General features: G+C 39.7%; 13 protein-coding genes, 2 tRNA genes and 1 CRISPR repeat array. Of the genes, 9 read left to right on the top strand and 6 right to left on the bottom strand.

Features of this window, described 5'->3' with window-relative positions; genetic code table 11:
• Positions 1–48: 48 nt before the first annotated feature.
• Both RM541_RS00910 and RM541_RS00905 read right to left on the bottom strand, forming a co-directional pair.
• Positions 49–1614: an NAD(P)/FAD-dependent oxidoreductase gene (locus RM541_RS00910; protein ID WP_311498652.1), complete on the bottom strand. Its 1566-nt coding sequence runs from the start codon at positions 1612–1614 to the stop codon at positions 49–51.
• A 100-nt stretch (positions 1615–1714) separates the two neighbouring features.
• The gene (locus RM541_RS00905; RefSeq protein ID WP_311498353.1) at positions 1715–3226 is read right to left on the bottom strand and encodes a GH3 auxin-responsive promoter family protein; all 1512 of its coding nucleotides are present in this window, start codon (positions 3224–3226) and stop codon (positions 1715–1717) included.
• Positions 3227–3348: 122 nt separating this feature from the next.
• Between RM541_RS00905 and RM541_RS00900 the strand changes: the two genes are divergently transcribed.
• Positions 3349–4143, top strand: a complete 795-nt coding sequence (locus tag RM541_RS00900) for a DUF2797 domain-containing protein (RefSeq protein WP_311498352.1) — start codon at positions 3349–3351, stop codon at positions 4141–4143.
• Positions 4144–4537: 394 nt separating this feature from the next.
• Here RM541_RS00900 and RM541_RS00895 read toward each other — a convergent pair whose 3' ends face one another.
• Together RM541_RS00895 and RM541_RS00890 are read right to left on the bottom strand one after the other, a co-directional pair.
• Positions 4538–7222, bottom strand: a complete 2685-nt coding sequence (locus tag RM541_RS00895) for an AsmA family protein (protein ID WP_311498351.1) — start codon at positions 7220–7222, stop codon at positions 4538–4540.
• Positions 7223–7225: 3 nt separating this feature from the next.
• Entirely contained in the window at positions 7226–7942 is a 717-nt protein-coding gene (locus RM541_RS00890; protein ID WP_311498350.1) for a queuosine precursor transporter, read from the bottom strand.
• A 102-nt stretch (positions 7943–8044) separates the two neighbouring features.
• Between RM541_RS00890 and folK the strand changes: the two genes are divergently transcribed.
• Positions 8045–9175: a 2-amino-4-hydroxy-6-hydroxymethyldihydropteridine diphosphokinase gene (gene folK / locus RM541_RS00885; protein ID WP_311498349.1), complete on the top strand. Its 1131-nt coding sequence runs from the start codon at positions 8045–8047 to the stop codon at positions 9173–9175.
• Positions 9176–9254: 79 nt separating this feature from the next.
• Here folK and RM541_RS00880 read toward each other — a convergent pair whose 3' ends face one another.
• A complete protein-coding gene (locus RM541_RS00880; RefSeq protein ID WP_311498348.1) occupies positions 9255–9800 on the bottom strand; it encodes an RNA methyltransferase in 546 nt (181 codons plus the stop codon).
• A gap of 105 nt (positions 9801–9905) precedes the next feature.
• Here RM541_RS00880 and RM541_RS00875 point away from each other — a divergent pair, with 105 nt between their 5' ends.
• The 7 genes from RM541_RS00875 (at position 9906) to RM541_RS00845 (ending at position 17817) form a co-directional block, all read left to right on the top strand.
• Positions 9906–11738: an ABC transporter ATP-binding protein gene (locus RM541_RS00875; protein ID WP_311498347.1), complete on the top strand. Its 1833-nt coding sequence runs from the start codon at positions 9906–9908 to the stop codon at positions 11736–11738.
• A 33-nt stretch (positions 11739–11771) separates the two neighbouring features.
• On the top strand, positions 11772–12182 hold the full coding sequence (locus RM541_RS00870) for a hypothetical protein (protein ID WP_311498346.1): 411 nt from the start codon (positions 11772–11774) through the stop codon (positions 12180–12182).
• Positions 12183–12464: 282 nt separating this feature from the next.
• On the top strand, positions 12465–13400 hold the full coding sequence (locus RM541_RS00865) for an alpha/beta hydrolase (RefSeq protein WP_311498345.1): 936 nt from the start codon (positions 12465–12467) through the stop codon (positions 13398–13400).
• Between the two features lies 1 nt (position 13401).
• Positions 13402–14658 carry an ATP-binding cassette domain-containing protein gene (locus RM541_RS00860; protein WP_311498344.1) on the top strand — a complete coding sequence of 419 codons (1257 nt, stop codon included), beginning with the start codon at positions 13402–13404 and terminating at the stop codon, positions 14656–14658.
• Positions 14659–14848: 190 nt separating this feature from the next.
• The gene (mutS, locus tag RM541_RS00855; protein WP_311498651.1) at positions 14849–17434 is read left to right on the top strand and encodes a DNA mismatch repair protein MutS; all 2586 of its coding nucleotides are present in this window, start codon (positions 14849–14851) and stop codon (positions 17432–17434) included.
• 207 nt (positions 17435–17641) lie between these two features.
• Positions 17642–17714, top strand: a tRNA-Gly gene (locus tag RM541_RS00850).
• A gap of 18 nt (positions 17715–17732) precedes the next feature.
• Positions 17733–17817: transfer RNA gene (locus RM541_RS00845), tRNA-Leu, on the top strand.
• A gap of 266 nt (positions 17818–18083) precedes the next feature.
• Positions 18084–20785: a CRISPR direct-repeat array (repeat unit 46 nt; unit sequence GTTGTGAATTGCTTTCAGAATTGTATTTTTAATCAGGATTCACAGG).
• 108 nt (positions 20786–20893) lie between these two features.
• On the opposite strand, the gene cas2 is transcribed toward RM541_RS00845, so the two are convergent.
• Positions 20894–21238, bottom strand: coding sequence for a CRISPR-associated endonuclease Cas2 (gene cas2 / locus RM541_RS00840; protein WP_311498343.1), 345 nt, complete (start codon positions 21236–21238; stop codon positions 20894–20896).
• Positions 21239–21250: the final 12 nt, after the last annotated feature.

The raw sequence follows: 21250 nt of genomic DNA, 5'->3' as shown, positions 1-21250 counted from the left end.
GACTCAAAAATGGCAATTATCGACCTTTGTATGAAACCGAACCGGTTTCTAAGAATTGCTTTCAACATATTTTTTAGCAATAGCATCCACACAATTAATCCCGTCTATGGCGGCAGAGATTATTCCTCCCGCATAACCGGCTCCTTCCCCGCAGGGATAAAGTCCGCTCACTTCGATATGTTCCAGACTTTCGGGATGACGCGGAATCGAAACGGGGGAGGAGGTTCTACTTTCCGGCGCATGTAAAACTGCTTCATTCGTATAATATCCTTTTAGTTTTTTTCCGAAGAGAACAAATGCTTTTCGCAATCGGGTGGCAATTAACGGAGGCAAAACCTTGTTTAAATCCACACTTACAATTCCGGGTTGATAGGACGTTTTTGGAAAATCCACAGAGACTTTTCCTTCAACAAAATCTTTCATTCGCTGCGCAGGGACCTGCTGAGTTTTTCCGGCTGCTTCCCAGCATGCATGTTCTACATTTTTCTGAAAATTCAGCGACACAAATGGATCATTAGGGTCGAAATTAGGCAAATCTTCAGGGTTAACGCTTACCACAATTCCGGAGTTTGCGTAAGGATTATTCCGTTTGCTGGGGCTCCAGCCGTTAGTAACTACTTCTTCCTGAGCTGTGGCGCAAGGGGCAATAATACCACCGGGGCACATACAGAAGGAATAAACGCCAAGACCCTCCACCTGCTCCACAAGGCTGTAGGATGCAGGGGGTAAATAAGGATTTTCATCATCCCCATGATACTGAATGGTGTCTATTAGTTTTTGCTGATGCTCTATTCTAACGCCCAGCGCAAAGGGTTTTGCTTCAATTTTAATGTTTTTCTCGTGCAGGAGGTAAAAAATATCCCTGGCAGAATGACCCGTTGCAAGAATTACTTCATCAAAAGAAAGCCACTGATTTTCATTAATTTGAATTGCTTCAATCTTGTTGTTTTTAAGCTTTAGGTCGGTGAGTTTAGAGTTGAAATGAACTTCCCCGCCGGCTTCGACTATTGCTTCCCGCATGGAAGTAATAATCTTTGGAAGTTTATTGGTCCCGATATGTGGATGTGCATCCACGAGAATTTCAGGATCTGCACCAAAATGAACAAACCACTCCAGCGCCTTTAGTACATTGCCGCGCTTTTTAGAACGTGTGTAGAGTTTTCCGTCAGAATAGGTTCCGGCGCCGCCTTCTCCAAAACAGTAATTCGATTCGGGATTTACGATTTGCTCTTTATTGATCTTCGCGAGATCGTGCCTGCGTGCGCGAACATCTTTTCCGCGTTCAAAAACAATTGGTTTTAGTCCGGCTTCAATGGCGCGCAGTGCAGCATATAAACCTGCCGGGCCGGCACCAATAATGGCAATTTCTTTAGAACCTGAAACCTGCTGCGGAATAAATGCCGGAATGGCTTTGCGCACCTCATCCTTCTTCCAGAATTCCACCTGAAGATTAATCTTGACCGGCTTTCTTCGGGCATCAATAGATCGTTTCCGAATCCGCCACTCCCGAATATCTTTCTTTTTAATTTTGGCTTTTTCCAATGCCAATGGGAGAATAACAGATTCGTCTTCCTGTTGGTTGGGTAAAACTGAAATTTGTACCAGGGTGCTCATAGAGGCCAAAGATACGTATAAACGGAAATCTTCAAACTTTATTCCTGGCAAAGAGAAGGAATATAAAGCACGATAATTGCCAAATTTCGGCTGGCTCTTTTTACATCATGCTAAGCAACTCTTCAACATACTGTCTCGAATTAGAAAGTCTTGGAATTTTATGCTGCCCGCCCAGTTTGTCATTCTTTTTCAGCCAGTCGTAAAACAGATTCTTACGCGCTTCATGAATAGTTGGCATATTCAAGGTCATATTATTAAAGCGTTTCGCTTCGTAATCGCTGTTTATTTCCTGAAGGGCTTTGTCCAGCTGAATTTTAAATGTTTCCAGATCCCGTGGAGGCGTGATAAATTCAATGATCCATTCATGGGACCCTTTTTCTTTGCCTTCCATAAAAATGGGTGCCACGGTGTAGTCCATAATTTCGCAATTTGTGACAAGGGAAACTTTTTTCAATGCTTCTTCGGCATTTTCAATGATCAACTCTTCTCCAAACACGTTAATATGATGTTTTGTCCTGCCGGAAACTTTTATTCTGTAAGGATTTACTGAAGTAAAGCGAACAGTATCACCTATTTTATAACGCCATAACCCGGCATTTGTAGTTATAACCACCGCGTAATTTTTACCAATTTCGACCTCACTTAACGGAATAATCTTCTCTTCTGAAGTGTTATAAGTATCCATCGGAATAAATTCATAGAAAATTCCGTAGTCCAGCATCAGCAATAATTCTTTGGAATCATTTTGATCCTGACACGCAAAAAATCCCTCGCTCGCATTATAAATTTCGTAGAACCGGAAGTCTTCTTTAGGCAGGATTTTCTGATATTGCGATGCATAAGGGTTAAAGCTCACCCCCCCGTGAAAATAGACCTCCAGGTGCGGCCAGACTTCAAATAAGTTGTTTTTTCCGGTAGTTTCCAGGACATTATTCAGTAAAACCAGCATCCACGAAGGCACTCCGGCAAGGCTGGTAACTCTCTCCTTAATAGTTTCATCTACAATAGCCTGCATTTTCACTTCCCAGTTGTTCATCAAAGAAACTTCATTGCTGGGAGTGCTGCTAAATTCTGCCCAAAAAGGCATATTATCTATTAAAATTGCCGACAAATCTCCATATGCCGTTCCGTTATCCCTGTAGATTTCCTTACTTCCTCCAAGTCTTAAATTTTTGCCGGCAAACATTTGCGACTGCGGATTATTATTCAAATACATGCACAACATATCCTTGCCCGCCGCATAATGGCAATTTTCAAGGGAATCGTCGCTTACGGGTATAAATTTACTTTTGGCGTTAGTGGTTCCGCTGGATTTTGCAAACCATTTAATAGGAGTGGGCCAGAAAATGTTATTTTCACCACGCCTGCTTCTTTCAATGTCAGGCTCGTAATCTTCATATTTTTGCACAGGAATGCGATCTGCAAAAGCCTGATAATTTTGCATGGAAGCAAAATCGTACTTCCTGCCAACTTCCGTATTCTTTGCTGTGGAAATGAGATTTTTTAAAAGTTCGTGTTGAACCTCGTGAGGATATTTTATAAATAACTCCATCTGGTGGATCCGCTTTTTCAGGAACCAGGAGGCAACAGAATTTACTAATGGAATTGGCATTATTTATTTTTAACTTTATGCGCCATATTTGTAGGGGCATAAAATGGTTGGTTGGCTAAAAATAAACTAAACTTTACAGCCTGCAAAAAAAATCATTTCATCAAAAAATAATACCAATTTTTATGAAGTATGAAGGTGTGCTCACCAAAATGAAAACGGAACTTACAGATACCGTACAATATTACCTGCTTTTTGAATCGGACTTTCTTAATTTAAACCAGGTTCTAAATAAGAAATTAAGTATAAATTTTCTGCGATTTCAATGTATTAATTGTTCAAAACAGAAAAAGGTATTTCGAAGCGGCTTTTGCTATGACTGCTGGAGCAGTATTCCCCAGGCAGGCGACTGGATTATGCGTCCGGAATTAAGTAAAGCGCATTTAGATGAAGAAGATCGTGACCTGGAGTATGAAAAGCAATCACAACTCCAGCCTCACGTTGTTTATCTCGCTAATTCCAGCAATGTGAAGGTAGGAGTGACGCGCAGGAGCCAGGTGCTTACCCGCTGGATCGATCAGGGAGCGCACGAGGCTATAGAAATTGTTGAAGTGCCCAACAGGTACCTTGCAGGAATTACTGAAGTAGCTTTAAAAAACCATGTTTCAGATAAAACCAACTGGCGCAAAATGCTCACTAACGATATTCTGGATCTGGATTTAGCTGAAGAAAGAGAAAAGCTGAAGGATTTTATTCCTGAAGAAGCCAAACAATATTTCCTGTCCAGTAACAAAGAAACTGAAATCCAATTCCCCGTACTGGAATTCCCGAAGAAAATTAAAACGCTCAGCCTTAAAAAAAGTCCGTTTTATGAAGGAATTCTGAAGGGAATAAAAGGACAATACCTGATCTTCGAAGATGGAACCGCTTTTAACGTGCGAGCGCATGAAGGTTATGTGGTAGAGTTGAATGTTTCGTAATTTTTTAGTGGAGAGGGGAGAGAGGAAAATTCTTTTTTTAAACTCTTCATTAGCTTTCCAGAGTGAAATAAAGGTCGATAATTGGCAAATTTAGGCTTAGAAATTATTTTAACGGAAGTAAAACCACACAGGTTCTCAGAACCTGTGTGGTTTGATTTATAACCGTACCTGTATTCTTTTAATTACCAAACATTATTTAAACTACAGGATGAAAATTACCTTTTTTTGAAGAAGACTTTTCAGTGGAAAGTGGATAATTAAAGTTTCAGTAATCCAAAACTCACAACTCCATTTTTCAATTTACACCTACAAGGTTTCAAAAACCTTGCAGGATCTCTTCACTTTTAATTTTTTTTGACCCTTCACTCTTTCACCCTTTACTACTCACCAGTCACTAATTCCCAGTAGTATCCTGTTTTTTATTCCTGTTGTTTAAAATTCCGCCAAGGATATTTCGTGCCGCTTCCTCTACCTTTTTCTCGTTGCTTTTTGGAGGAGTTTGTTGCGGAGTTCCTGTTGTATCTACTGCGGTTGTATCTTGTGGCGTTGGCGTATTAGGATTTCTGTTGCCTTTTAAAATGTCATTAATTGCATCCAGACCTTTTTGCTGCAGTTTCTCCTTTTGTTGCTGTGCGATTTTCTGCGTCAAATTGGTAACAGCCTGCTGCATGTTTAGGTTGATCTGCGGATTATTAAATGTTCCGCTTAGACCTACCGGAAGAGCTACCATCATATTCTGAAGATTCTCTCCGCTTAACTGCCCAAGTGCGCCTCCAACCTGACTTCCCAGGTATCTCGCCGGTACATTCAGGTTTAAATTATAATTCATGTTCATATCAAAGCCGTGTGAACCTGAAACTTCTACATTCACGCCTTCCACATCAAAATTAAAAGGTGAAATTTCCACATTTCCGTTATTGAAAGTAAGATTGGTTTTTAGATTATCCAGGTTAATATTTTCCAGGTTTATAAAATTTAGCTGCTCATCCAGTTTGCTTAATAACGGCATATTGTCAGGATTTACTTCCGCAGTTAAAATCTGTGCCAAAGCAGTACCGGCAAGGCTCTGTAGTTGCGGAGTAAGGTCATTATTTAAATCTCCCTGAAGATTAAGAGTGGTTTGTAGCTTTCCCTCCAAAGCATTGGCAATTGGAGCAAGCGCCTGCAACATTTCCATGCTGTTAAAAGATTGGGCGATATTCAGGGCATTCAGGTTCAGGTCCATCTGGAATGTAGATGTAGGATCTTTTGTAGAAACATTTCCTTCCAGCGCTATTGTTCCGTCGAAAATTGAACTGGTAACGTTTTGAAGTGTTGCAGTTTCATCCTTCAGAATAATTGTTCCTGTGGTATTTTTCAGCTCCAGATTGTCATATAAAACCCGGTTAGCGTTAAATGCAATTACCACATCAAGGAAAGAAGGAATTTTTACAGCTTCTTCGCCTGTTTGAACAGGAGTGTTTTCTTCTGAAGTCACTTCAGAATTTTCTGTAGCAGATTCTTCAGTTTCAGCAACCATAAAATCGTTTACAGCAAAAGTGTTTGAATTCACCTGAAAGTTTCCTTTTAAAGCCTGATCTGTAAAAAGATAACCCATCAAATTCTGAATATTTCCCGAAGCAGTAATATCGGTTTGTCCCGTAGTCATTTTTAATTCCGGCACTGTCACATTTCCCTGATTAAAGTTGAGGTTTGCGCTGGATATTTGCACTTCGTTGGGGATTTCAGGAGAGCTGTAGCTAAAATTCCTGATGCTGGCAGTACCCTTACTGTTTACATTTTGATATTGTTCCTTTTCAATGGAATTCATATCAAAACTGGTAGTAAGATCGGCGGTTAAAATTCCGTTGAGGTCTAAATCCATGTCCAGCGGATACGCCTGCTCGATATTTGCCAAATTTATGGTGCCGTCTACGTTCATGTTTACCAGCATATTTTCCATCAGATTGCGCACACTTCCGTTGGCGGCAAACCTGTCCTGATCGATCTGGAAGGTGACATTGTCAAATGTGATATAGGTGTCATCTACAAGTCCGGTTTCATTGATAATCTTTAGATCAATGTTAATATCCTGAACACTTTTTGGTAAATCTGGATATTTGAAGGATGCATTATTTGAACTTACTTTGATATCCATCTTTGGGATATAGGTTTCGTCAACAACCCCACGGATTATTCCGTTTACCACAAAATCTCCATTAGTTTCAACATTTTCTATGTTCTTTGCGTACTCTTCAGGAATAACAGCAAGAAAATTTTTAAAATCTGAAGATGGCGTTTTAAAACTGAGGTCAATTTCATTGTTGTCTTCATTTACCTGAACATAACCATCAAAAGTTAGCTGTAACTGGTTGATCATCGCCTCGTTTTCCAGGAAAGTGTACCTCATATTTTCAAGGTCTATCTGTATCACAGCATCCAGGGCCACTTTGTTTCGGTTTAAATAATTAGTGCCGTCAAAATCGAAAGTTACCAGGGCCGTGGTTTCAGTATCCAACTCACTTTCGTCCAAAGAGAAGTCTCCGGTTCCATTGTGATTAAGGTCTTCCAGGTGAAGGGCCATTTTAGAACCTTCATCTAAATATTTTAACCGGGAATTGTTTATTTCGTAATGCTTCAGGTCAAAACTAAAACCGCTCGAAGTAGTAGTGTCTGTAGCGGTAGTAGCCGTGCTATCTTCAATAGCAATATCATAATTGGCATTTCCAAGGGAGTCCACTTTTATGTTTACATAAGCATTATTCAGGCGGAATTCATCTATACTTTTTGGTTCTTCACTGCCTTTAAAAAGTTCTTTTACAGACATTTCCAGTAGCACTTCTTCGCTTAACGCCAGCGTATCTCCTTGAAAAGGAGCATTATTAAGTACGCTCACATCTTTTAGAACCACAGTGGCCTGCGGGAAACTTCTGAAAAAACTCAGATCAATTTCACTGAATTCAACCTGCGCATTTACATTTTTGTTAATTGTCTTTTTCACAAAATTTTCAATCTGTGTTTCAAAAACAAAGGGAGCGGCGATTAAAATAATAACCACCACTAAAATGAAAATTCCGAATATCTTAAGTGCTTTTTTCATAAACTATACTTTTAAATCCTGTCCGGGATCTTTTAATTCTTCGCCTTGCTTCAGGCCAAACTTTCTTCTAAGCGCATAGACACCCAGGTACAAAAACGGAGTGTCTATCGCGGCAACTATAAACTTGAAAAGGAATCCGCTAAGCAATAATCCGCCAAATAGGTCCCATTCAATTCTATTGAAACTACAGAGCAAAAATAAGACCGAAAACGTATCTACAAATTGTGACAGGAAAGTGGAGAAATTGTTCCGCAGCCATAAATGTTTTCCTTTAGTTAGTTTTTTCCAGAAATGGAACAATTGTATGTCGATGTATTGGGCGAGTAGATAGGCCAACATAGAAGCAAAAACCGCGATGGTGGTGGCGCCAAAGACAGTTTTAAAAAGTTTGTCGCCAACAGGAGACCATGCTGTGGCAGGAACAGCGTCTGCTAAAAAGACGATAAGCAGCGAGAAAAAGGAAGCGAAAATTCCGGCAGTAACAATCTGGTTGGCTTTGCGTTGTCCATAGATTTCACTAATAATGTCAGTTATAAGAAACGTGACAGGATAAGGTAAAATTCCTACAGAAATTTCAAAAGTGTAGATTCCGAAGAAATCCCAGTAAAAAAATTTCTGAAAAATAAGGTTCGAAACCACCAGGGAAGCGATAAACAAAGCCCCTAAAATAAGATAGATCTTTTGTGCTGAAAGCTGGTCCTTAATATAAAGTTGCGTCACATTATTTTTTTAAAGACTTGAGGCGAAATTAAGGAGATGTGATTTTGTTTTGCTTAATTTGCCGTGAAATTTTTCACCGGGTCTTATTAAATTTTTTCTCAATTGAATTCCCCTAAATTAGTATATATCGCGCTGGGAAGCAACGTTGGCGAGCGTTTTCTCTTTTTACAGGATGCTGTAGATCGTCTTTTTGAAGAAGTAGGGGAGGTCAAAGATGTTTCTAAAGTATATGAAACTCCGGCCTGGGGTTTTAGCGGAAATTCTTTTCTTAATGCCTGTGTTACTGTTGCAACACGTTTTTCTTCGGAAGAAGTGCTGCAAAAATTACTGCAGATAGAAACTGAAGCCGGCCGTAGCAGAACAGACTCTAAGAATTACCAGAATCGTACGCTGGATCTCGATATTTTGCTTTTTGAGGGTGAGGTTGTGGAAACTGAAAACTTGAAGATTCCGCATCCTGAAATGCAGAACCGTAAATTTGTACTTCAGCCTTTACAAGACATTGCGGGCAAAGAGGTGCATCCGCTTCTGAAGAAAACGATTGGTGAACTACTTGAGCAAACAAGCGACAAAACTGAAATTAACCAGATTTCTGAAGGATTAAAACTTCCGCAGAAGAATTACAGCTTTAAAAACTACAGGTATATCGCGGTAGAAGGAAATATTGGGGCAGGAAAAACCAGTTTTTCCACAATGATCTCCCAGGATTTTAATGCAAAATTGATTCTGGAACGTTTTAAAGACAATCCGTTTTTACCAAAATTTTACGAAGATAAGGAGCGTTATGCTTTTTCGCTGGAAATGTCGTTTTTGGCTGATCGCTACCAGCAACTTTCTGATGATATTTCGCAGTACGACCTTTTTAAAGATTTTGTAATTTCAGACTACGATGTATTTAAATCGCTGATATTTGCCAAAATCACGCTTCAGGAAGATGAGTATTCTCTTTACAACAAGCTGTTTCATCTCATGTACAAGGAACTGGTAAAGCCGGAATTATATATTTATCTATATCAGAATACCGACAGGTTGCTTGAAAACATTAAAAAACGTGGCCGCGATTACGAACAGAATATCCAGCCAGAATATTTACTGGAAATCAATAAATCTTACCTCTCGTTTATTAAATCGCAGACGGGAATGAAGGTGCAGATCATTGACATTTCCGATAAGGATTTTGTGAATAACCGGAAAGATTACCTGACCCTTTTAGATGAAATTGAATTCTCCTAAAGCCCCTAACCCCCAAAGGGGGAATAAAAGATTCTCTCCTGCAAGGTTTTTACAACCTTGTAGGTTTTAGATACACAAATCATTCTCTAATAGAAGAAATTTTTACAAATAAGTCCCAAAGAACAACCCCTGTACTCACTGCAATATTTAAAGAATGCTTGCTACCCAGCTGCGGAATTTCAATAATCCCGTCGCTTGCAGAAACAACCGACTGCTGTACACCTTTTACTTCATTTCCAAAGACTACGGCCATAGTTTCTTCCTGTTGTGGCTGGAAATCGTTTAGCATTATCGAGCCTTCAGCCTGTTCAATAGAAAAGATTTTAATATTGTCTTTTTGCAGTTGCTCCACCAACTCCAAAACATCTTCCGCATATTCCCACGCAACAGTTTCCGTAGCGCCTAAAGCGGTTTTTTGGATATCTTTATGAGGTGGCTGAGCGGTAATTCCACAGAGATAAATCTTCTGAATCAAAAAAGCATCTGCAGTTCTAAACACAGAACCAATGTTGTTAAGGCTTCTTATATTGTCCAGGATGACGATAATTGGCGTTTTGGAGGCCTCTTTAAATTCTTCAACAGATTTGCGATCCAGTTCGCTATTCTTAAGCTTTCGGTTTTCCATTTTGCGAAAATAAGAATTATTATTTTCAGCTTTTTAATTTGAAGGCACCTTCACCACCTGCAAAAAATCATTTTTCCTCCTTAACTTGCAAATAAAAATCAGCTTTTGCCGCCAAAGAAAAAATCATTAGAACCTAACAAAATTAATTTCAGGGAGAGTTTTGCTTCCTTAAAATTCGTTCCCAGGTTTTTTAAAGAAATCAGGAAAGTGAATCCGGCGCTTTTCTATGCAAACCTGCTATGTCGCGTGGTTAATGCCTTTTTGCCGGTACTTATTCTCTATGTTGGGAAACTTATTATAGATGAAGTTGTACTGCAGATCGCTGCGGAAGAAAAGGATCTCGACCAGCTGTGGATTTTGGTCGCAGTCGAATTCGGACTGGCGGTAATTTCAGATTTGATCAGTCGCGGAATAAGTTTGAGTGACGGACTTCTGGGAGATCAATATTCCATTAATACTTCGGTTAAAATCATCAAAAAAACTTCGGAATTAAATCTTGACCAGCTCGAAGATTCAGAATTTTACGACAAACTGGAGCGGGCGAGGCAGCAAACCACCGGCCGCGTTGGCTTGATGTCTAACATTCTTACACAAGGCGAAGATGTGGTTGTAATTCTGTCTTTGCTTGGCGGAGTGGTGGCCTTTGAGCCCTGGCTGATTATTTTGCTGGTCGTTTCCATTATTCCCACTATTATTAACGAAATTAAGTTTAGTGGCACCAGCTATTCCCTTGCCCGCAGCTGGACGCAGGAGCGGCGGGAGCTGGATTACCTGCGCTATGCCGGTGCCAGCGATGTTACCGCGAAAGAGGTGAAGTTGTTCGGACTTTCAGATTATCTCGCGAACCGGTTTAAAAACTTATCTGATACGTATTATACACAGAGTAAAAAACTGGCAAAAGAACGTGCCGGCTGGGGTTCTTTTTTTAATGTTATCGGCACTTCTGCCTATTATGGAGCTTATATTTTTATCATTTTTAGAACGGTGGCAGGTGTGTTTACGCTCGGCGACCTTACTTTCCTTTCCGGATCATTTAACCGGCTGCGTTCCAAACTACAGGGGTTTTTCACCCGCTTTACGGCAATTACCGAGAGCGCTTTATACCTTCAGGATTACTTTGAATTTCTTGATCTTACTTATGCGGAAAATTCTCCGGAAGGGAAACTGCCTTTGCCGAAGAAAATCAACAACGGATTCGAATTTAAAAATGTCGGCTTCAAATATCCTAAATCTGAAATGTGGGTGGTCCGAAATATTAATTTTCAACTGAAGGCTGGCGAAAAACTTGCTTTTGTCGGGGAAAACGGCGCCGGAAAAACAACGCTTATTAAGTTACTGTTGAGGTTTTATGAACCTACCGAAGGAGAAATCCTGCTGGATGGCATTCCGGTGAAACAATATATACAGAGCGAATATCAGCAGTATTTTGGAGTGATCTTTCAGGATTTTGTAAAGTTTGAATTAACCCTGCGGGAAAATATCGCCATGGGTGCTATTGAAGAAATCCATAACCAGGAAAGATTAGATGGCGCCGCAGAAAAAAGCCTGGCCCTAGAGGTGGTCTCAGAATTTCCTATGGGTTACAATCAGCAGCTTGGGAAACGATTTAAGAACGGAAAAGACCTTTCCGGAGGGCAGTGGCAAAAAATCGCTATCGCCAGGGCGTACATGAAAGACGCTGAGGTTTTAATCCTGGATGAACCAACGTCAGCTTTAGATGCCCGTGCAGAAACTGAAGCTTTTGATAGATTTATTAAATTAACCGAAGGAAAAACCGCCGTAATTATTTCCCACAGGTTTAGTACCGTAAGGATCGCCGATAGGATTATGGTTTTAAAAGATGGCGCCGTGCTGGAAATTGGAACGCACCAGGAACTGATGAAAAACGATAAACTATATGCGGAATTGTTTAATTTACAGGCAGCGGGATATCAATAAAGGCGGCCCTATCTCAAGTAAAGACAAAATTTAATGAATATTGACCTGATAAGGCTATTGGTAGACTTTGGAATGTTAGTGCTCATTTGGATGGTGCAGTTGGTAGTGTATCCGGGGATGTGCCACTACAAAACTGAAGATTTAAATAGCTGGCATAAGATCTACACAAAGCGCATTGCAGTAATTGTAGCACCTTTAATGATCGTCCAGGTGCTGGTTTCGGTGGTTCAATTTTTTAATCGGATAGATATTTATACCGCGGGCAGTATTATTTTCATCATAATTATTTGGCTACTCACTTTCCTGATTTTTGTGCCATTGCATAATGCTATTGGGCCTGATAAATCATGCGAAAGAATTACTAATAATCTTGTTTCCAAAAATTGGTGGCGAACCGGCCTCTGGTCTTTACTCTTTATCTGGACATTTTTTGAAAATCTTTAAGTCCGAAAAGAGTTCAAGGTTTTAAAGTTTAAAAGTGTAAAGGAAGTGGAGAGTGGAAAGTGAAGAGTTCAAAAAAAGAGGAAAGATTTGAGGGAGTTTGAATATCTTTTTTAATTCAAATTTGTGAGCCTCTGGCGCAACAAACAACAGACAACAAACAACAGACAACAGACAACAAACAACAGACAACAAACAACAGACAACAAACAACAGACAACAGACAACAAACAACAGACAACAAACAACAGACAACAAACAACAGACAACAAACAACCAAAAAATATGAAAAAAAATATTCTTTTATTAATTTTAATTTTAACAACAACCTCTGTTATGGCGCAAGATGTAATACTTCCTTTATGGCCGAATAATATTCCTAACAGTCAGAAGTCTGAAGAAAAGGAAAAATCTGAAAAAGAAGGCTTTAACTGGGTTACTAAGGTTCAGGAGCCAAATATTGCGGTGTATTTGCCTGCAAAGCAAACAGCCACCGGGCAGGCTGTGGTCATTGCTCCCGGCGGTGGATATGCCGGCCTGGCCTACGACTGGGAAGGTACAGATTTTGCGAAATGGCTAAATTCCAAAGGCATTGCCGGGATTGTTCTAAAATACAGGCTGCCCGGCTCAAAATCGGTTAAAGTTGGACACGAAGCTCCTTTGCAGGATGTGCAACGGGCAATGCGGCTGGTGCGTTCCCATGCTAATAATTGGAACATCGATCAAAATAAAGTCGGTATTATGGGGTTTTCGGCCGGCGGACATCTTGCTTCAACTTTGGGGACTCATTTTGACCACGAGGATTCTTTTGACAAAGATTCCGTAGACGCTTTAAGCGCACGCCCAGATTTTATGGCGCTTATTTATCCGGTAATTACGATGGATGAAAAGTTTACACATCAGGGTTCTAAAAACGCGCTGCTCGGAGAAAATCCTTCCGAAGATTTAGTTGAGAATTTTTCAAATGAATTACAGGTAAAACCCAATACGCCGCCAACTTTTTTGCTTCATGCCACAGATGATGAATCAGTGCCGGTGGAGAACAGCCTGAGATTTTATGAAGCATTAAAAGCGAAAAATATTCCGGTGGAAATGCATATTTATCCTGAAGGTGGCCACGGATTTTCTTTTGGTCTTGGCAAAGGCTATTTGTCATCCTGGACAGACAGGCTTGCCGATTGGCTGCAGGCTTTAAATGAAGAGAATTTGGAGAATAAATAATATGAAGCGCATAAAACACTACGCCCTTTATGGCGGGGAGGATTCAGGGAATCAAAAATGGTTTCAGAAGTTGTTAAGTGGAGACGCTGAAGCGATCCTGCCTAACTTAAACTCTACAAACGGCGTGGTTTTTTCTGAAGCTGTCCTGGATAAGTTCATAGAGGAAGACTACAAACACGGGAGGTCGAAAATTGCCATTTTTAAATGTCGGTCTTTGCGCACGTTTTCCAGCGGAGAAAAACGCAAGGCTTTGCTTAACTTTCTGCTGAAGCAAAACCCCGAATTTCTCATTTTGGATAGTCCGTTTGATAATCTAGATAAGGAATCGGTCGCAGAATTGAAGATCAGACTCCAAAAAGTATCTGAAACTATTCAAATCATCCAGATCTTTAAGCGGAAAGAGGATATTTTACCATTTATAGATGAAATTCTGCTTATGAAAGGCGGAAAAGTGCAAAAAACGATAACATTAGATGAATTCTTAGCTGAAAAACCTTCCGAAGAAAGATTTCCGAAGATAAAGAGCATTCCGGAAGCGCCTTCAGAATTTGAGAATATTCTTGAAGTCCTGGTGAAACTGGAGAAGGTTTCCGTTAATTATGAAGAGCGACCAATTTTGGCAAATATCAGCTGGGAGATTAAAAAAGGGCAGTTCTGGAAACTTACCGGCCCAAACGGGTCTGGAAAAACCACCATTTTGAGCATGATCTACGGAGACAATCCAAAGGCTTATGGTGAAAATGTGTATTTATTCGGAAATAAAAAGGGCAGCGGGGAAAGTGTTTGGGAAATCAAGAAGAAAATTGGCTATTTCTCCCCGGCATTAACCGAATTGTTCAATAGGAGAAATACAGTACTGGAAATGGTAGTTTCCGGATTAATGGACAGCATCGGACTTTACCAAAGACCGGGTTTTAAGCAATTGGCATTGGCGAAGGAGTGGATAAAAACGCTTCAACTGGAGCATCAGGAAAAAAAAGTGTTTTTAGATTTACCTTTGCTGCAACAACGTATGCTGCTTATTGCAAGGGCAATGATCAAGCATCCGCCGTTGCTTATTCTGGATGAACCAACTTCAGCATTGGACGATAAGAGTGCTCTTAAATTCACTAATCTTATCAATATTATTTCAGCTGAAACGGAAACCGCAGTGGTTTATGTATCGCACAGAAAGGAAAAGGGCTTAAAACCGGAATTTGAATTTAAGCTGATTCCTTCAGAAAATGGCTCTGTTGGAAAAGTTTCTGTTAGTTCTTAGTCTGTGGTTCGTCGTTCACAGAAATTCAATATTTTAAATTTTTCATTTAAAATAACTGGTCGGTAACTGTGAATAAAAATAAATAACTTCCAAAGCATTCTTTTCTAATCAATCCTGCGATTCTTTATTTTAGCTGAAATTAAAATTCCCGATTTTGGCAGCCAAAAAAGCACAGCAAGTTACCCCTTTAATGAAGCAGTATAATGCCATAAAGGCAAAATACCCTGATGCTTTGTTGTTGTTTCGCGTGGGGGATTTCTACGAGACTTTTGGCGAAGACGCGGTAAAAGCTGCACGCATTTTAAATATCGTGCTTACTAACCGTAACAACGGCGGGGAACGTACAGAACTTGCCGGTTTCCCGCACCATTCCCTGAATAATTACCTGCCAAAGTTGGTAAAAGCGGGGCAGCGGGTGGCGATTTGCGACCAGTTGGAAGATCCTAAATTGACCAAAAAAATAGTGAAGCGCGGAGTGACAGAATTGGTGACTCCCGGCGTGGCACTAAGCGATGAGGTGCTGAGCAGCAAATCAAATAATTTTCTCTGCGCGATCCACTTCGGAAAAAAAACTATCGGGATTTCTTTTCTGGATGTTTCAACGGGGGAATTTCTTACCGCCCAGGGAACTTCAGAATATATAGATAAATTGCTTCAGAATTTTGGGCCGAGTGAGGTGCTTATTCAGAAGAAATTTAGAAAAGATTTTGCGAAGGAATTTGGTGAAGATTATCATTGTTTCTATATGGAAGACTGGCTTTTTAAGCAGGATTTCGCTTTGGAAACACTCAATTCCCATTTTCAGACCAAATCTTTAAAAGGCTTTGGGGTGGAACATTTGGAAGAAGGCGTGATTTCTGCCGGAGCCATTTTGCATTATTTAGCCGAAACCCAGCATCATAAACTTCAGCATATAACCGCCATTAGCCGTATTGCTGAAGAAGAATATGTTTGGATGGACCGTTTTACTATCCGAAACCTGGAGTTATACCATTCTACCGCCATGAACGCGGTGACTTTGCTGGACGTGATCGATAAAACAATTTCTCCTATGGGAGGAAGACTCCTGAAGCGTTGGCTGGCCCTTCCGCTTAAAAATGCCGAAAAAATTAGGAAACGTCACGAAGTGGTGGAGTTTTTTATTCAGAATTCTACAGTTTTAGCTGAAGTTCAGCAGCATATCAAAGAGATTAGTGATCTGGAAAGGTTGATTTCCAAAGTGGCGACAGGAAAAGTTTCGCCACGGGAAGTAAACCAGTTAAAGCATTCCCTGGATGCCGTAATTCCGATTAAAAAACTGGCGACGAACTGTGATAATGAGGCGCTGAAAATTATTGGTGATAACCTGCAGAGCTGCGATCTACTTCGGTCCAAAATTAAAGAAAGTCTATCAGAAAACGCGCCGGTAAATATTCAGAAAGGAAATGTTATTGCTGAAGGTTTTTCCGAAGAATTGGATGAACTGCGAAATTTGGCATTTTCGGATAAAGATTATTTAAACAATATGCTGGAGCGCGAGACTAAAGCCACGGGCATTACTTCGCTTAAAATTGCCAGCAATAACGTGTTTGGCTATTATATTGAAGTCCGCAATTCGCATAAAGATAAAGTTCCGGAATCCTGGGTGCGTAAGCAAACGCTGGTAAATGCCGAAAGGTATATTACCGAAGAGCTAAAGGAATACGAAGCAAAAATTCTTGGAGCTGAAGAAAAAATCCTTCAGTTAGAGCAGGAACTTTTTGGGAAGCTAGTGTTGTGGATGAGCGAATATATTCAGCCGGTACAGCAAAATGCGCAACTGGTGGCGCATCTGGACTGTTTATGCTCTTTCGCGCAACAGGCAAAGGTAGAGCAGTATTGCAGGCCGGTGATTGAAGAGGAATTTGAGCTGGACATCCAGGAAGGCAGGCATCCTGTAATTGAAAAGCAGCTGCCAATCGGTGAAAATTATGTCACGAATAATGTGCAGCTGGATAGGGGAAATCAGCAGATTATTATGATTACCGGGCCTAATATGAGTGGTAAATCGGCTATTTTGCGACAGACGGCACTTATTGTTCTTATGGCACAAATGGGAAGTTTTGTACCCGCAAAAGCTGCTAATATCGGGCTTGTAGATAAGATTTTCACCAGGGTAGGAGCGAGCGATAATATTTCTATGGGCGAATCTACTTTTATGGTGGAGATGAATGAAACGGCGAATATCCTGAATAATATTTCCAAGCGAAGCCTGGTGCTTCTGGATGAAATTGGCCGCGGAACCAGTACCTATGACGGGATTTCCATTGCCTGGGCCATTAGCGAATATTTGCACGAACATCCAGCAAGGCCTAAGACCTTATTTGCGACGCATTATCATGAACTAAATGAAATGTGCGAAACCTTTACCAGGATCAAGAATTTCAATGTTTCGGTAAAGGAATTAAAAGACAACGTCCTTTTTCTTCGGAAACTGGTGCCTGGAGGCAGTGAGCACAGTTTTGGAATTCATGTAGCCAAAATGGCCGGAATGCCACAGCAGGTATTGCACCGGGCAAATAAAATCCTGAAGAAACTGGAGAAATCCCATTCTATGGAAGATTCCGGTGAAATCCTGAAGAAATCTGCAGAAGATGAAATGCAACTGAGTTTTTTCAATCTGGATGATCCTTTACTGGAAGAGCTAAAAGAAGAGCTTTTACATATAGATATTGACACACTCACGCCTGTTGAAGCTTTAATGAAACTGGCTGAGATAAAAAGGATGCTGAGTAGCAAGCAGAAAACCAAAGCCTGAACAGTTGACGGTGATCAAGAAATAATAACAACAATTTGTTGAGCAGAAGGTGGTTATCTTAGGGACGAAAATTGTCCAATTCGGGGCTTAACTTTTTTTGGTCATTTTTCTGAAAAAGTTCTTTGCTATTATTGGAATTGTATTAAATTTGCATCCGCAATAAACAGTTGTAGCCTTGTGAAAACAAGGAATGTTCTTAAATAAAACGCGAAAATAGCTCAGTTGGTAGAGCGCCACCTTGCCAAGGTGGAGGTCGCGGGTTCGAATCCCGTTTTTCGCTCTTCATCCACATTTCCACGCTCGGGTGGTGGAATTGGTAGACACGTTGGACTTAAAATCCAATGGACAATGCGTCCGTACGGGTTCAAGTCCCGTCCCGAGTACTTAAGGCCTTGTTAATCATTTGATTATCAAGGCTTTTTTGGTTTTAGACATCAGATTTGTACGCTAAATTGTACGCAAGCCATAAGTTAAATACCAGATTTACTATTACGTTTCTCTTGTGAGATTGACCTAAAGCTTCTTTTAATTTAAGTTATCCTATAAATACTGCCAAAGAACATTATATTACAATAAATAAAAACATATAGTGATAGACGAATTTAAATAATTCGTGATTTTACTTCATTCTATTCTTTGCGTTAGTGAGGTTGCGAATTGCTTTCAGAATTGTATTTTTAATCAGGATTCACAGGTGCGTGGCCTTTGTAATAATTGCGCCTTGTGTTGTGAATTGCTTTCAGAATTGTATTTTTAATCAGGATTCACAGGTGGACAGAGTTACGTTTAACTACGTAAAGAGTTGTGAATTGCTTTCAGAATTGTATTTTTAATCAGGATTCACAGGTTCTCAATATCTTTTAAGTCGAAAACCTGGTTGTGAATTGCTTTCAGAATTGTATTTTTAATCAGGATTCACAGGTTTATTTGTATGTTATATGCAAGCTATACCGTTGTGAATTGCTTTCAGAATTGTATTTTTAATCAGGATTCACAGGAGGAAATAAGGACTAACGAGGTTTTGGGACGTTGTGAATTGCTTTCAGAATTGTATTTTTAATCAGGATTCACAGGAGTATGGGATAACTAACGGATTTAAAAGCTGGTTGTGAATTGCTTTCAGAATTGTATTTTTAATCAGGATTCACAGGATTTAGTCCCGAAACCCGTTTAGTCCAAGTGTTGTGAATTGCTTTCAGAATTGTATTTTTAATCAGGATTCACAGGAAACTTGACTGGCACAAAGAGACTTTGATAGTTGTGAATTGCTTTCAGAATTGTATTTTTAATCAGGATTCACAGGTACATTTCCGTTGGCATCTTCTACCTGGAAGTTGTGAATTGCTTTCAGAATTGTATTTTTAATCAGGATTCACAGGATCAAAGCAATACATAAGCATTACACACAAGTTGTGAATTGCTTTCAGAATTGTATTTTTAATCAGGATTCACAGGTTTCTGCCTATGGAGTTTCCCTTACCGAGGGTTGTGAATTGCTTTCAGAATTGTATTTTTAATCAGGATTCACAGGAAGCCCGCCCGTAACGTCTGTCAAAACCTCGTTGTGAATTGCTTTCAGAATTGTATTTTTAATCAGGATTCACAGGAAGTAAATCTTTCCTATTAAGTGAGCAAGTGTTGTGAATTGCTTTCAGAATTGTATTTTTAATCAGGATTCACAGGCAATCAGTAAAAATGTAAAACGGATCTATCGTTGTGAATTGCTTTCAGAATTGTATTTTTAATCAGGATTCACAGGTAAAGTTTGGAACGGGTAAACGCCCGCGGCGTTGTGAATTGCTTTCAGAATTGTATTTTTAATCAGGATTCACAGGTATCCCAGAACATAGCAAAGAAAGGATAGTGTTGTGAATTGCTTTCAGAATTGTATTTTTAATCAGGATTCACAGGTAGAAATAGACATACCATCGCCTTCCCGGCGTTGTGAATTGCTTTCAGAATTGTATTTTTAATCAGGATTCACAGGTTAATGAACTTGATTTATAAGACAAGGTGTGTTGTGAATTGCTTTCAGAATTGTATTTTTAATCAGGATTCACAGGTTTATGCAGGATCCTCTGCAGTAAAAAGCGTTGTGAATTGCTTTCAGAATTGTATTTTTAATCAGGATTCACAGGTCATCGCCACATCTAACCTTGAGGTACTTGGTTGTGAATTGCTTTCAGAATTGTATTTTTAATCAGGATTCACAGGGCTTTACAATTGATCTCTCTATACGGATGCGTTGTGAATTGCTTTCAGAATTGTATTTTTAATCAGGATTCACAGGACAATTACAATATGCTCAAAGACGGTATTGTTGTGAATTGCTTTCAGAATTGTATTTTTAATCAGGATTCACAGGCTGCGGGCGGAAATGTTACTATGAAATATGGTTGTGAATTGCTTTCAGAATTGTATTTTTAATCAGGATTCACAGGGTTGTGTGTACGGGTATTGGTACAAACCAAGTTGTGAATTGCTTTCAGAATTGTATTTTTAATCAGGATTCACAGGAAAAGTACATTCCTGTCCCGGCGGCCAATGTTGTGAATTGCTTTCAGAATTGTATTTTTAATCAGGATTCACAGGTACCATGAAGAAAGACTAAGTGCGCAAGGTGTTGTGAATTGCTTTCAGAATTGTATTTTTAATCAGGATTCACAGGGTGTGATCGTTAGAGTTTTTTGTGTCGGTGGTTGTGAATTGCTTTCAGAATTGTATTTTTAATCAGGATTCACAGGCTTACTGATACTTCTAACATGCTGAAGATCGTTGTGAATTGCTTTCAGAATTGTATTTTTAATCAGGATTCACAGGGTAGCGAAGAAAAGGCCGAATAAGCGCTATGTTGTGAATTGCTTTCAGAATTGTATTTTTAATCAGGATTCACAGGAAAGAGCCGCCAGAGGTAGGGCAAAAGTTTGTTGTGAATTGCTTTCAGAATTGTATTTTTAATCAGGATTCACAGGGTAGAGAGTGTTATTTTAAGGCTTATCCAAGTTGTGAATTGCTTTCAGAATTGTATTTTTAATCAGGATTCACAGGTTCAGTATTATCATTTGGGCTGTACAACCTGTTGTGAATTGCTTTCAGAATTGTATTTTTAATCAGGATTCACAGGACGCTGGAAAGCAATTCAAGGTAGTTGGTGTTGTGAATTGCTTTCAGAATTGTATTTTTAATCAGGATTCACAGGCTGAGTATAAGACCAAATCAGAACCGCTTTGTTGTGAATTGCTTTCAGAATTGTATTTTTAATCAGGATTCACAGGAAGCTTCTGGCGATTCTATCAAACTTGGTCGTTGTGAATTGCTTTCAGAATTGTATTTTTAATCAGGATTCACAGGATACCCGCTATAAAGTGCTGGTATCCTGTTTTTTATGTGTTAATTTAGGATTTAAAATTCAAATGGTTTTGAAACATCAAGTTTGAACTCAAGCGGAATTTTAAATTCCTAGAAAAGTTCGAGTTGCTGGGTAAGAGTTTCCGGGGCGGTTTCTTTTCTTCCGTGAAAAAGTTCGATCATTCCGAACTGCTTATCAGTTATTTGCATGATGCAAACTTTTCCTTTTTTTGGAAGGTTTCCTTTGGTCCGTTTGGTATGTACATCGGCGTTTTCACGGCTCGCGCAGAACCTGGTATAAATTGAAAACTGAAACATCCCGAAACCATCATCAAGAAGGTCTTTTCTAAAACGGGCTGCCGCTTTTCGTTCTATCCTGGTTTCAGTTGGAAGATCAAAAAAAACTAATACCCACATGCTTCGATATTGATTTAGGCGTGAAAATTTTTCATCCATATTATTAATGTT

It is taken from the genome of Autumnicola psychrophila (genome assembly GCF_031846645.1).
GTDB lineage: Bacteria > Bacteroidota > Bacteroidia > Flavobacteriales > Flavobacteriaceae > Autumnicola > Autumnicola psychrophila.
Note: the sequence above shows the minus strand (reverse complement) of the source record. Positions and strands in the feature narration are given on the sequence as shown.